The organism is Pseudoalteromonas sp. 2CM28B (genome assembly GCF_023161935.1).
Map to the genome: position 1 here is coordinate 1 of NZ_JALNTH010000061.1, position 13,428 is coordinate 13,428.

Genomic DNA, 13,428 nt, shown 5'->3' on the forward strand with positions numbered 1-13,428 from the left:
AAAGGAAAATAATAAGCGCCTAATGCCGACTCTATACATTTGCTATGTGGCTCTCTACCGCTGTGGGCACCACGACACTCTACTGCGTTGTCGCTACGAAGTAGCGCACCGACTCCAAATAAGAGAAAGCCCGACTAGCAATAGTCGGGCTTTTTTACGTATGCAGGAAAGTGAAAATGCAGCTGAAAGGTAAAAGGCATCAGTTAAAAGGAAAATAATAAGCGCCTAAAGCTAGTACACTTAAAGCCTACTAACCGAACTTTTGTTATTAAGTGTTGTTTATAACAAATAATTAGCTTAGAACAGTCCATAGGCTTCGGTTTCCTGCTCTTGTGTGTTGTTAGAAGCTTGAAGTTCTTTGGGTTTAAATATAGCGCTTGGATCAATAAGTACGCTGTGTTTATCGGCTAGCTTAATTAATCCATGCATCATATTTCTTGTTTGTGGATCAATATCAAAGCCTATTTCAGTCAACTTATCGAGAGGTTTTATATCTTCTGCTTTGCTAAATGCCATAGCGTTAATATAACCCTCAAAATGAAGACGACTCGGTTTTTTAATGTTGCTCGCTTGCATGTCGGCTAAAAACTCAGTACAAAAATTATCGTTACAATTTAGTGGGTTTGGAACAATCTCCGTTACCATAATATTTGATGGTGAGTTTACTTCATCAAATAAGTCAAAGCTGGGTACAAACGAAACGCTAGTATATTCAGGATTAAACCCTTGCTTTTGGGCGCTATTAATAAACTCAGAGAGTGGTTCATAAGTGCCGACTAAACAGATTGCCGTAACTCCGCTTAATTTTAAGGTATTAAGTGCTGACTCCACTTCTTGGCTATTGCGTTTGTAGCGAGCAACTATTGCCGGTGTAAGGTTATATTTAGCGAGTGCTTCTCTTAGCCCTGATTCTACATATAAGCCAAATTCGTCAGCCTGTATAAACAGCCCTATTTTAGTATGTTTATGCTCTTCAACGAGGTATTTGATTTGTTCTTGTGCTTCGTCGTTATAGCTTGCTCTTAAGTTAAATGCTTTAACTGACGGTTTTTCACGTAGAAAGCTCTCCCCGCTAAAAGGCATTAAGAACGGAATTTTTGATTGCTCTAGTAAAGGTATAATTGCATGGCTGGTTGGGGTACTTTGGCAGCAAACAGGGCATCAACTTTATTTGTGTAAATAAACTCACGAGTATTATTAACGGTTTGTTTGGGTTCATAGTGATCGTCAGCAACTAAAAGTAGCACCTTAGCGTCATTAATACCGCCAGCGTTATTAACTTTGTCAAAATAAACGCTGCTACCTTTATATAACTATTGGCCAATATTTTTAGCAGGACCAGTTAGTGCAGTAGACATGCCCAGCTTAATTACTTTGTCGTTGGTTTGCTCGGCACGCGCGAAAGTTTGCCCAAGCACTAATGCTATAAGGACAATGTTAAGGCTTACTATTATGCGAAATGCGCTCATACCAATTATTTACAGCCTTTTTAAATAATGTATTAAATGACTTTGTGCCATTCAAACCTAACTGACTTTGGATATTTTTCGGTGTCCAATTTTGTAATACTAGCCTAATAAAAACATATTGGAAATTATCGTCATCGGTTGGCAAGCTATACGGCAATGCCCAAAAACGTCGCCAGAGTAATGGTTTTATATTAAAAAGCTGGTAGTCACTTGTTAACATAGACTTTAATCTTGATTGCTCAGTGATACTGTCGGTATGAGTATTAAAATGAGAGACAATTTTCGCGACCAGTTGATAATCAAGCTGACTATAGTGATCGAGTAGTTGCAAAGGGAAATCGGCTTCGAACTGTGCTACTAATTGCTCTACTAGTTGCTCACTTTTAGTTAAGCTTTTAACAACTAATGCGCTGTGCTCGCCCGTTGCCTTATCTTTTTGAAAACCGAGTTTAACTAAATCAAAGCCATTACTTTGCCAAAAACTGAGTAATTGCGCATTGCCACCAAAGCTGGCACCAAACCAATGACACTCGCTCTGCAATTGCTGTTCACAGTATTTAAGTAACTGTGTGCCTATTTTTTTGTTGTGATGCTGTGGATCAATGGCAATACGCACCACGCGGGCGCAGTGTTGTTTTAAAACATCAGCATTAAAACTCAATTGTGCTAGCGTTTGTGCCATTAAGTGACCTTGAGGCCTACGCTTTCCTTGTGCTATTTCATTGCTCATGGCAGCATTAAATCCACCTTCAATCGCAATTAAACAGACACCGAGAATATTATCACCTTGTTGGCAAACAAATACATGTTGTTTAGTGGCGTCTAGTAAGTGGCGTAAATCATTCACACTGGTCTGATAATGTGCCAGCGTTAGCAACCCAATCACTTGATAAAGTAGTGGCTCGTTACTAGCAAGTTGATGTGCCTGTAACTGCTTAAATTGCAAAGGGGTAGAGTGTAAGGTGAGACTGTGATGTTCAGCATCTAAGGCTAATAACGTGCGAATGTGCTGCTCTAATGGGTCCTGCTTTGCAAAGCGAATAGGCTGTTCAAGAGTCATACTGCGCATATTTTTAAAATGCGTTTTAATGTAGCGAGTAAACTTTAGAATATAGCCGCGACCATTGCCTTCATAGCCAACCATGGTGCTTGAAAATACCACGCGAGGATAAAGGTGGAGTAGTTTTATGAGCATTGGAACAGGGATTGCTGCCGCTTCATCAATTAATAGCAAGTCACACTCAGGCTGTTCGTTAAGTAGTTGATCAGGTGCAATATATTGCATGTTTGCAATGCATTTATTGCCTGCTTGATACTCCAAATTAAGTGCGTTTGCTAAATGTTTAAAGCTGCTGTGCAATGCGCGAAATTGCATAGAGCTGATGAGGATTTTTTTATCGCTGAGCTCGCTTGCGGCAATCCCTAACGCCGCTGATTTCCCCCGTCCCCGATCAGCATTAATCAATAATGGTCTATTTGCCCGTCCGTGTGCGGTTTTTTTTATTAATTCAATACATTGTTGTTGCTCGGTAAAATCTATTGTACCTGCTGAGGCATCAATGTCGGCAAGAGTAACCCAGTCATCTTGTTGATTAAAATGTAATAAGGAGGCGCTGCTCAGTAAGTGCTTTAAACGTTGATTAAAAAAGCTGTATTGATACGCTTGTCCAAATGATTGAAATAATGGCAGCGCAGGATCGCACCAATGTTCAAGTGATTTGAGCGCTGGAAGTAATAGAATTAAAAAGCCACCCGCTTGAACTACGCCCGCCAAGGCTGCTAGTTTATCTGGCACCAGTCCACTGTAGCCATCATAAACAGCATGGGCGCACTCTTGCCCTAAAATTTGATGGGTATGCTCTGGCCAATGTGCATTAACTAAATTTGTGTTTTTAGAAAGAACAAAAGAGGGTTGCTGTAATTGAGCAAGCAGCTGAGTGCATTGCTCATAACACCAATTTTTATCGCCTGTAAGCAACAGTAACTGACGATGTTTAGCATTCGTTAGCTGCTGTTGCAGATGCTTTATAACGCGGTTAAACGGCTTGTAGTCTTGCATAAGCTGTTACTAACCACTTACTACCTAAGTCGTCAAAGTTAACCTGTACACGCGATTGTGCGCCGCTGCCTTCGTAATTAAGCACCGTGCCTATACCAAATTTAGCGTGCAGTACGCGTTGACCTAAGTTAAACCCGCTTTCCTCAAATGCCGCATGGCTTACTGATGCACTAAAGCGCCCTGCAGCAGGCGGTCTTGAGACTTGTGTTTTAATGCGAATTTCTTCTACGCAGTCTTCGGGTATTTCACGTAAAAAACGCGATGGGCTGTGGTATTTTTCTTGACCATATAAACGGCGGCTTTCTGCGTGGCTTATATACAGTTTATCCATAGCACGGGTCATACCTACATAACAAAGACGGCGTTCTTCTTCTAAACGGCCCGTTTCTTCATTACTTTGTTGTGATGGGAACATGCCCTCTTCAACACCGACCATAAATACCAGCGGAAACTCTAAGCCTTTAGCTGAGTGAAGCGTCATCATTTGTACCGCATCTTCATGTTCATCAGCTTGCCCTTCACCTGATTCAAGCGAGGTGTAGGCTAAAAAGCCTTGTAGTGGTGAACTAAATTCTTCCTCTTCAGGGAGTTCATATTGATCGCAGGCGCTAATTAATTCTTCTAAGTTTTCAACCCGAGCACGGCCTTTTTCACCTTTTTCAGCCTGATACATTGCCATTAACCCTGAGGTTTGAATGGCATATTTAGCCTGCTCGTGCAGCGTTAAGTCACTAATTTTATCTTCAATATGTTCAATTAACTCAACAAACTTGGCAACAGCTCCAGAAGCGCGACCCGATAAATGCTGTTGCTCTACAATGGCTTTAGCAGCATACCAAAGCGGCAAAGATTCAGCGCGAGCGCAGTCACGTATATGGCTTAATGTTTTATCGCCAATGCCGCGGGCGGGCGTATTAATAACACGCTCAAATGCCGCATCATCTTGGCGGTTACCCACTAAGCGTAAGTATGAAAGAGCATCTTTAATTTCTTGGCGTTCGAAGAATCGCATACCGCCATAAATTCGGTATTTTAAACCTTCTTGTAGCATCGCTTCTTCAAGTACCCGTGATTGCGCATTACTACGATATAAAATAGCCGCATCTTGTAGTGCGTTACCTGCATTAAGCCAGCTACGTAATTTGCTACTCACAAAGCGCGCTTCATCTAGCTCATTAAAAGCAGCATAAATAGAGATAGGTTCACCGTCGTTACCGTCGGTCCATAAACTTTTACCCATTCGCTCGGAGTTATTTTGAATTAACGCGTTTGAGGCTTTAAGAATAGTGGCAGTCGAGCGATAGTTTTGCTCAAGGCGAATCGTCTCTGCGTCAAAATCAGTTAAAAAGCGCTTAATGTTTTCTATTTTTGCGCCGCGCCAACCATAAATACTTTGGTCATCATCGCCTACAATCATGATACTGCTGGTATCGCCCGCAAGTAGTTTTAACCACGCATATTGAATGGTGTTGGTATCTTGAAACTCGTCTACAAGCATGTGCGCAAAGCGCTGCTGATAATGACGCAGCAAGGTTGGGTTATTTTTAAGAACCTCATAGCTACGTAGTAATATTTCTGCAAAATCAACTAGGCCCGCTCTATCACAAGCTTCTTGATAGGCCGCGTAAACACGCAGCATCATTTGCTCGTTAATATCGTATGCCTGAATATCTTTAGGGCGCAGAGCTTCATCTTTTTTAGCGCTTATATACCAACCAAACTGTTTAGCAGGCCATTTTTTGTCATCAATATTCATTGATTTTAATAGGCGCTTGATCATTCTTAGCTGATCATCAGAATCTAAAATTTGAAAGGCTTCTGGTAGGTTTGCTTCACGGTGATGAGCGCGCAAAATACGATGTGATAAACCATGGAATGTACCAATCCACATACCACCGACTGGTGCTTTTAAGGTTTCTTCTACTCGCGTGCGCATTTCTTTAGCGGCTTTATTAGTAAAGGTAACCGCAAAAATACTATAAGCAGAAGCTTGCTCAACCTGCATTAACCACGCGATACGATGAACTAAAACACGTGTTTTACCCGAACCAGCACCTGCTAATACCAGCATGTTTTGTAGTGGGGCTGCAACGGCATCGCGTTGTTTGTCATTTAAGCCATCGAGTAATTCAGAAACGTCCATCGTTACGCCTTTTCAATCAATAATGGGGGCAGTATAACAGGTGTTTTTGTTAGGCTAAATAAAATACTGTTTTTATAAACAGCTATTTATAAAATACGTATTTAAGTTGTTGAATAGTTAACAGTATAAACTGAGCAAGTAATTAAAATACCTATTTAAAATTGCTAATTTGACCTATTTTTGGCAAAAAATACTAAACTGATAAATTCGTAATAATTTAACTACATGATTTGTAAGCTTTAATAAATTGGCATAAAGTGTGTAAGTATAAATAATAAGTACAAATACAAAATTAATTAAACTACAGAGGTGAGTATGTCTCAACAAGGTTCTGGCGGTAACGTAATCGCAGCATTATGTAATATTTTCTTCCCCGGTTTAGGGCAGTTGGTGCAGGGCCGTATTTTAGCGGCACTTGTTTTTGCAATTCTGGTTTTTGGCGGTTATGCGCTATGGTTTTTAGTTGTTCCAGCCGTAATCGGTGCCGTGTTCCATTTATGGGCAATTATTGATGCTGCACGCTATCGCTCAGGCGGTTAGCTAAATTGATGATGCTAAATAGCGCCTTATGGCGCTATTTTTGTATCTGGCTTTCATTATTCATAGCTGATTAGGTTATAATCTGTTGCATTGGCAGTACTGGAATAAAGTTATGGAATATCAATTTATACGTGACCCTATTAGCGGGCTACGCATTAAAATAAGCAGCGAGCATGCCCTAATTGGCCGCTGGTTAAACGAAGAAATTGGCAAAGAAAAAGTCGCGATGGTACAAGCACTTATTAGCTCGGTGAGTTCAAGCTTTGAACCGTTAACACTTAAAGGCCACGAAATTGACCTAATTCTTTCTAAAGATGAAGCATTATTCGAAGCGCATGCGCTGCATCAAGATAACGAAGATATATTAGCCTACCAAGATGATGAACTCATGCTGGAAGAGAATGATTTAAGCAGTGGTTGTGGTTTTGAAGACTTTGTTGACCTGATCAACTCATGGCATGAGTTTTCGGCTGGTCGTTAAGTTATATTATCTGTATTATTACCCTAATTATAAATCCAACAGTGGAACCAGTATGTCTGCGAATTTAAACAAACTAGTTGTTATGCTAGAAATGCAAAATGCCATGAATACCAAAGTACATGAGCAATGGTTTAGTCAAGGCTTTGAGTGGTATAGAGCTATTTGGGTTGAATGTGCAGAAATGCTGGATCATTACGGTTGGAAATGGTGGAAAAAACAAACGCCAGATACTGAACAAGTAATTTTAGAGCTGGTTGATATTTTTCATTTTGGTTTATCGCTACGTATCGACGGTAAGACCAGCTACGAGCAAATCGCTACGCAGCTACAAACTCAAATGAGCGCCCCACAACAAGGTGATGACTTCAAACAAACCCTTGAGCTATTAGCGGCCAGTGCGGTTGCCAATAAAACCTTTAATGCGGCTGCTTTTGCCGGTTGTATGGCACAAATCGGTATGGATATTGATGATTTATATCGTGGCTATGTGGGTAAAAATACGCTGAACTTCTTCCGTCAGGATCATGGTTACAAAGAGGGTAGCTACATTAAAGTGTGGCATGGCAAAGAAGATAACGAACACTTAGTTGAAGTAGTTAAAAGCCTTGATACTGAGCATGTAGATTTTGCAAAACAGGTATATCAAGGCCTAGTAGCGCGTTACCCTAAATAAGCTTACGGTAATCGGTGACGCTTAAGTAATCGGCTATTACATTATGCGGTTGCTGGCTATTAGGGTTAGCAACCGCAAGTAAATGCTCAATGCCGTATTCTCGTGCGGCATTTAATACCGGTAAGCTGTCATCTACAAATAATGTGCGGCGTTTATCAAACCCTAAATCCCCTTGAACCTTATGCCACAAACTTTGTTGCTCTTTACTTACCCCATATTCATGCGTTGATATTACCCCATCTAAGTAGTTATCAATGGCGGTATGTTCAAATTTAAGCATCACGCATTCTGGATGAGCATTGGTAAGTAAAATGAGTTCTTTACCTGCACGTCGAAGTTCAGTTAAAAAATGCGGAACATCTTCACGTATTTTAATTAAATGTGCAGATTGACGCTTTAATTCGAGAATAGGTAAGTTTAGCTGTGCTTCCCAATAGTCAGAGCAGTACCACTGAATTTTGCCACTCACAGCCTGATAGCGTTTTAAGATATCTGCGCGGGCTTCCTCAAAACTGATATTTTGAGCCAGAGCATGTTGTTGTGGAACAACATTGAGCCAAAAGTCAGTGTCGTAATGTAAATCAAGTAAAGTCCCGTCCATGTCGAGTAATACAGTATCGATTTTTGACCAATTGAGCATGATATATCCTTGTGGAAATTGAGGCGTTAAATGATTACGTTGCGATGGAATGCTTGCAAGCGAAATATAATGGGCTCTGTTAATTGAACTCTAAAAACATATACCCAATGATGAAATATTAAGGGCGAATTCAATAACGGCAGATAAATATTTAACCTTAACTACGGGTAAGATATTTTATGATTAACTCTGCATTTAAATTGCTTTTAATTCAAACTGAAACTCGCATCTTATACTCATTTGGGTATATGATTAGTATAACTGCAATGATAGCAAATTGATGCCCATGACACAGAAAAAGCACCCAACACCACCACAAATTCTCAGTAATAATGTTGTCGCTAAAAGTCGCTTATTTACTGTGGAGTCTTTAGAACTAAAATTTTCAAATGACGAAGAGCGTCAGTATGAACGAATTCGCGGCGGTGGCCGTGGAGCCGTTATGATTGTACCCATCACAGCTGAAAACGAACTACTACTCGTTCGAGAGTATTGCGCCGGCACCAATGACTATCAGTTAGGTTTCCCTAAAGGATTAATTGACCCCGGTGAAACACCTGAGCAAGCGGCAAACCGAGAGCTCAAAGAAGAAATTGGCTTTGGTGCAGAATACTTTGAAGCACTTAAAACGGTCACTATGGCGCCTAGTTATTTCAATGCCACTATGCATATCCTCTTTGCTAAAGATTTATACCCTGAAACCCTATTAGGTGATGAGCCAGAGCCATTAGTGCTTGTTAAATGGCCACTTGCGCAGTGGCAGTCGCTATTAGAACAACCTGACTTTACTGAAGCACGTAGTGTTGCCGCTCTGCTATTATTAGATAAGTACTTAGCCTCAGGAGCGACTAATGGATAAATTACTTGAACCATGCATAACACTTGCCCAAAGTGCAGGTGATGCAATTATGGCTATTTATAAAAAAGATGATATTGGTCAACAAGAAAAATCAGACAGTACGCCAGTTACTAAAGCAGATTTAGCCGCAAACGATGTACTTGTTGCTGGCTTAAAAGCGCTAGCTCCCGATATTCCTATTATGTCAGAAGAGACGCCGATCCCAGCATTGGAAGACAGGCAGCACTGGCAACGCTATTGGCTGCTTGATCCGATGGATGGCACCGGTGAATTTATATTAGAAAGCGGCGACTTTGCCGTTAATATTGCGCTGATAGAAAATAATCATCCTGTATTGGGAGTGATTCATTGGCCAGCAAAAGACGTGACCTATTTTGCTACCGCTAATAATGGGGCGTTTAAGCGTAAAGGCGAGCATGATAAACAAATATTTGTAGCGCCTCCCGAAAGTTTAACTTTGGCTGTAAGTCGCCGCCAAAAAATAGAAGCCGTGAGTCAGTATTTAAATGCGCAATTTGCAACGGTGGCTTTAGGCTCATGTTCGCTTAAAGCTTGTATTGTTGCTGAAGGTAAAGCTGACTGCTTTTTAAGAATTGGTCCCACTGGTGAATGGGACACTGGCGCATCACAAGTAATAGTTGAAGAGGCGGGGGGGTGTATTACCGATGCTGAGTTTAACCCTCTGACCTATAACCAAAGGGAAAGCACAGAAAACCCAGACTTTATTGTTATGGGGCATCCCGATTGGGAATGGCAAAAAATGATAAACCCACATCAGCGATTAGTGTAATAACCGCCTTTTGATGGGTTTTTGTTCACTTAAACGTTTTTAATTAGTAAAACCTTGCATTATAGGTTTATTCCTATATTATAGCGCTCTCTTCGAAACAGGCTTGTGAATAACACGATACTGTTACAAAGAAATTACAGGCGCGGGATGGAGCAGCCTGGTAGCTCGTCGGGCTCATAACCCGAAGGTCGTCGGTTCAAATCCGGCTCCCGCAACCAATTTCCTTTAGAGGTTTGAGGTTACTGTAAACTCTAACTTAAGAGATTAAATTAAGTAGTCGATAGACTTAAAATATATAGGCGCGGGATGGAGCAGCCTGGTAGCTCGTCGGGCTCATAACCCGAAGGTCGTCGGTTCAAATCCGGCTCCCGCAACCAATTTCCTTTAGAGGATTGGAAGCCAAGTTGTAATGTAAGCAACTATAAACAAATCTGCAATTTCAGGCGCGGGATGGAGCAGTCTGGTAGCTCGTCGGGCTCATAACCCGAAGGTCGTTGGTTCAAATCCGGCTCCCGCAACCACTGAAATAACATGTTTTATTAAATCGACACGCCTAAAGCGTGTTTTTTTATGCTTAAAATTCAGTGAAATGGGTAGCTCGTCGGTCTCAGCTCTTCATTAGCCAGCAAAGGTCGTCGGTTCAAATCCGGCTCCCGCAACCACTGAAATAAACAGTTATAGTAAAGCAGCACGCCTAAAGCGTGTTTTTTTATGCCTAAAATTCATATTCCCTCACGCTATTTTTAACGCGTATACCTACTGTTCTTTTCTAATTCTACTTTTTGAAAGTGTTATTGCTGAATATTTAGTATGCTATGCGTTAAACTCTTTAAAACTTTTTGTAATAAAAATTATGACTGAACTCTATCACTGGTTTGATTTAATTGGCGTAGCGGTATTTGCTATATCGGGCACCTTGGTTGCCTATGAAAAGAAAATGGATGGCTTTGGTGTGGTTGTGCTTGCAACCGTTACGGCTATTGGTGGCGGTACTGTTCGCGATGTGATACTCGATCAACCCGTATTTTGGTTACACGATCAAAGCTACTTCTATGCTATTTTAGCAGCAGTGCTTGTTACAACACGACTGATCAATAAACAAAAATCGATTCCTTATTATGTTTTACAAACAGCCGATGCATTTGGTTTAGCCTTTTTTGCGGTAATGGGAGCACAAAAAGCGCAATTGGCCGGTATGCCTGATATGACGGTTATTATTATGGCGGTGATCACCCCCTGTTTTGGTGGATTGATTCGCGATGTGCTTGCCCGCGATATTCCTATGCTGCTCAAAGGTGAGCTCTATGCTATTACCTGTATTGCTGGTGGTATCGTGTATACGTTAGCTATAAACCTATCTTTAACGGTGGAAGTGGCGATGATCTTGAGTATGTTAATGACCTTATTGCTGCGCTTTTCGGCCATTAAATGGAAGATTATATTACATGTTTTTAAATATCCTGACTAAACTGGTTTAATATAGCAGTTAACTAGGATAAGGAATGTCGTTAGCCCGTATATTTTCTCGCGCACAAGTAGGAATTAATGCCCCCGAGGTTATGGTTGAAGTGCATTTAGGGAATGGTTTACCTGCATTTCATATTGTCGGCTTACCCGAAGCATCGGTTAAAGAGGCCAAGGATAGAGTACGCAGCGCCCTTGAAAACTCTCAATTTGGATTTCCCGATCAACGTATCACCGTTAATTTAGCACCCGCCGATTTACCAAAAGACGGCGGGCGGTTTGACCTTGCGATTGCGGTAGGCATTTTGGTCGCATCGGGACAAATAGTCTGCCCTGATATTCATAAGTATGAGTTTTATGGTGAGCTTGCACTTAATGGTGAAATACGTGCAGTAAATGCTATTTTACCCTCAGTGCTTGGAGCTAAAGAGCAAAACCGTTGCTGTTTTCTTCCTCTTGAAAACGATAGTTTGGCCAGCCTTGTCAGCGGTGTAAAACGAAAAGCGGTAAGCTCTATACAAGAGGTGTGGGGAGACTTACTCAACCAACAACCTTTACCATTGAATATTACCTACCCTGACTGTACCCAAGCGCCAGACTTTTTACTCGATTTAAGTGATGTAAAAGGCCAACCTGGTGCTAAACGTGTATTAGAAATTGCTGCCGCAGGTGGACATAACCTACTATTTTTAGGACCACCAGGAACCGGTAAATCAATGCTTGCGCAACGAATGTCTACAATAATGCCAACCATGTCAGATGATGAAGCCATTGATACTGCCGCTTTGTATTCCATTATTGGCCACTCAATCGATTTAACCAATTGGCGTCAGCGACCATTTCGAAATCCTCATCACACTTGCTCTGCCGTTGCGTTGGTAGGCGGTTCGTCTAACCCTAAACCCGGTGAAATATCGTTAGCGCACAATGGTGTATTATTTTTAGATGAGCTGCCTGAATTTGAGCGCAAAGTACTGGACTCGTTACGAGAACCAATGGAAACCGGAACCGTGACGATTTCGCGCGCGGCAAGACAAATGGAATTTCCGGCACAGTTTCAGCTTATTGCAGCACTTAATCCCAGCCCGACTGGGTGCCATCATGATAAACGGGCGACCCCTGATCAAGTGATGCGTTATTTATCGCGGGTATCGGGACCGTTTATCGATAGAATTGATTTGCAAATTGAGCTCCCTAGACTAAGCAGCGTGGAGCTACAAAGTACGACTGCAGAAGAAACCAGTGCTGAAGTGAGAGCGCGAGTAGAAGCGGCTTATGCAATACAATTAAAACGCCAAGGTAAAGTGAATGCGCGGCTAAATAACAAAGAAATGAGCTTATACTGCGAGTTACCCGCTGCGGAGCTACAGTTTTTAGCTAGAGCAAGTGAAAAGCTGGCGTTATCGCCGCGCTCTTATCATAGAGTGATAAAAGTAGCGCGTACCATTAGTGATTTAAAGGGTGCGCCACAAATTAGTTTAAATGAGCTTAAAGAAGCACTTAATTATCGGGCATTTGAGCGTTTATTATCGCAGTTAACCCAATACTAAATAGATAGCATATAGCCTTTACCACGCACGGTGACGATGCGTTTTTGATCTTTCTCATCGTTAAGCTTTTTACGTAAACGACCCACTAACACGTCTACAGTACGATCGTTGGGGCTCCAATCAGGCTGGCCAATTTCTTCTGATATTTTTTCACGTGAAGTGGCTTTACCGGCATTGCCAATTAAACAAATAAGCACTTTATGCTCTGCCTCGGTGAGCCGTGATTCAATCCCACTGGCTGTAATGAGTGTGCGGTTATCTGGATGGAGTTTAAAATCTGCGTATTCGATAAACTCTTCACTGTCATCGTCGTGTTGATTGTTTGCAATACGTTTGTATAAAGCGCGCATTCTCAACTCAAGCTCGAGTAAATCGACAGGCTTGCAAATATAGTCATCGGCACCTTGAGCAAGACCAGCAATACGATCAGCTTGTGAGTCACGACTCGATAACAAAATAACACCAATATCGGTGAGCGTATTTAACTCTTTGGCAAGTTGTAAACCATTGCGCTTTGGCAGCACAATATCAATAATTGCCAAGGAAATAGCACTGCGCTGATTTACACGGCTTTTAACCATGCTTAAAGCATCGGCACCCGTTGCGTCAACGTCAATAGAGAACTCGGTATTTATAAAATGATTTTGGATGCGCTTTACTAGCAGCTCGTCATCTTCAACCAATAAAACATTTATTGCCATAGTCTGTTATTTTTTTAATAGTAGCCTTGCATGTTAGCATTATTCGTTACATGCATAAC

11 protein-coding genes, 3 tRNA genes and 1 pseudogene are annotated in these 13,428 nt (G+C 41.4%); 10 read left to right on the top strand and 5 right to left on the bottom strand.

All coding sequences use genetic code 11. The features are described 5' to 3' along the window. Positions 1-297 precede the first annotated feature (297 nt). The 3 genes and pseudogenes from MTN96_RS35050 to uvrD form a co-directional block, all read right to left on the bottom strand. Positions 298-1,469: pseudogene (locus MTN96_RS35050) on the bottom strand (ABC transporter substrate-binding protein). Beyond that, positions 1,438-3,528 (bottom strand): GNAT family N-acetyltransferase, encoded by a 2,091-nt coding sequence (locus tag MTN96_RS35055; RefSeq protein WP_248534590.1) that lies wholly within the window; start codon positions 3,526-3,528, stop codon positions 1,438-1,440. Before MTN96_RS35055 ends, MTN96_RS35050 begins: the two are co-directional and overlap by 32 nt. Continuing rightward, positions 3,506-5,671: a DNA helicase II gene (gene uvrD / locus MTN96_RS35060; protein WP_214553450.1), complete on the bottom strand. Its 2,166-nt coding sequence runs from the start codon at positions 5,669-5,671 to the stop codon at positions 3,506-3,508. The genes MTN96_RS35055 and uvrD overlap by 23 nt, the downstream gene beginning before the upstream one ends. A gap of 315 nt (positions 5,672-5,986) precedes the next feature. Between uvrD and MTN96_RS35065 the strand changes: the two genes are divergently transcribed. The 3 genes from MTN96_RS35065 to MTN96_RS35075 all read left to right on the top strand — a co-directional run bounded on the left by MTN96_RS35065 (position 5,987) and on the right by MTN96_RS35075 (position 7,365). Next, positions 5,987-6,211 carry a hypothetical protein gene (locus MTN96_RS35065; RefSeq protein WP_013463755.1) on the top strand — a complete coding sequence of 75 codons (225 nt, stop codon included), beginning with the start codon at positions 5,987-5,989 and terminating at the stop codon, positions 6,209-6,211. A gap of 112 nt (positions 6,212-6,323) precedes the next feature. Continuing rightward, on the top strand, positions 6,324-6,692 hold the full coding sequence (locus MTN96_RS35070; protein WP_036980872.1) for a YacL family protein: 369 nt from the start codon (positions 6,324-6,326) through the stop codon (positions 6,690-6,692). Between the two features lie 52 nt (positions 6,693-6,744). Continuing rightward, positions 6,745-7,365, top strand: coding sequence for a dUTP diphosphatase (locus MTN96_RS35075; protein ID WP_036980873.1), 621 nt, complete (start codon positions 6,745-6,747; stop codon positions 7,363-7,365). Here the strand turns inward: MTN96_RS35075 and yrfG are convergent. Further along, on the bottom strand, positions 7,358-8,005 hold the full coding sequence (gene yrfG / locus MTN96_RS35080; protein ID WP_036980875.1) for a GMP/IMP nucleotidase: 648 nt from the start codon (positions 8,003-8,005) through the stop codon (positions 7,358-7,360). The genes MTN96_RS35075 and yrfG overlap by 8 nt on opposite strands. A 286-nt stretch (positions 8,006-8,291) precedes the next feature. Between yrfG and nudE the strand changes: the two genes are divergently transcribed. The 7 genes from nudE (at position 8,292) to MTN96_RS35115 (ending at position 12,668) form a co-directional block, all read left to right on the top strand. Then, positions 8,292-8,864 (top strand): ADP compounds hydrolase NudE, encoded by a 573-nt coding sequence (gene nudE / locus MTN96_RS35085; protein ID WP_024601288.1) that lies wholly within the window; start codon positions 8,292-8,294, stop codon positions 8,862-8,864. Beyond that, complete coding sequence (cysQ, locus tag MTN96_RS35090) at positions 8,857-9,654, top strand: 3'(2'),5'-bisphosphate nucleotidase CysQ (RefSeq protein WP_036980876.1); 798 nt, start codon at positions 8,857-8,859, stop codon at positions 9,652-9,654. Before nudE ends, cysQ begins: the two co-directional genes overlap by 8 nt. A 141-nt stretch (positions 9,655-9,795) precedes the next feature. After that, a tRNA-Met gene (locus MTN96_RS35095) sits at positions 9,796-9,872 on the top strand. Between the two features lie 82 nt (positions 9,873-9,954). Then, positions 9,955-10,031 (top strand) — tRNA-Met (locus tag MTN96_RS35100). A gap of 67 nt (positions 10,032-10,098) precedes the next feature. Continuing rightward, positions 10,099-10,175: transfer RNA gene (locus tag MTN96_RS35105), tRNA-Met, on the top strand. Between the two features lie 332 nt (positions 10,176-10,507). Next, the gene (locus tag MTN96_RS35110) at positions 10,508-11,122 is read left to right on the top strand and encodes a trimeric intracellular cation channel family protein (RefSeq protein WP_024601286.1); all 615 of its coding nucleotides are present in this window, start codon (positions 10,508-10,510) and stop codon (positions 11,120-11,122) included. A 34-nt stretch (positions 11,123-11,156) separates the two neighbouring features. Beyond that, positions 11,157-12,668, top strand: coding sequence for a YifB family Mg chelatase-like AAA ATPase (locus MTN96_RS35115; protein WP_036980878.1), 1,512 nt, complete (start codon positions 11,157-11,159; stop codon positions 12,666-12,668). On the opposite strand, the gene MTN96_RS35120 is transcribed toward MTN96_RS35115, so the two are convergent. After that, a complete protein-coding gene (locus MTN96_RS35120; protein WP_013463763.1) occupies positions 12,665-13,369 on the bottom strand; it encodes a response regulator transcription factor in 705 nt (234 codons plus the stop codon). The two genes, MTN96_RS35115 and MTN96_RS35120, sit on opposite strands and share 4 nt — an antisense overlap. Between the last annotated feature and the right edge of the window lie 59 nt (positions 13,370-13,428).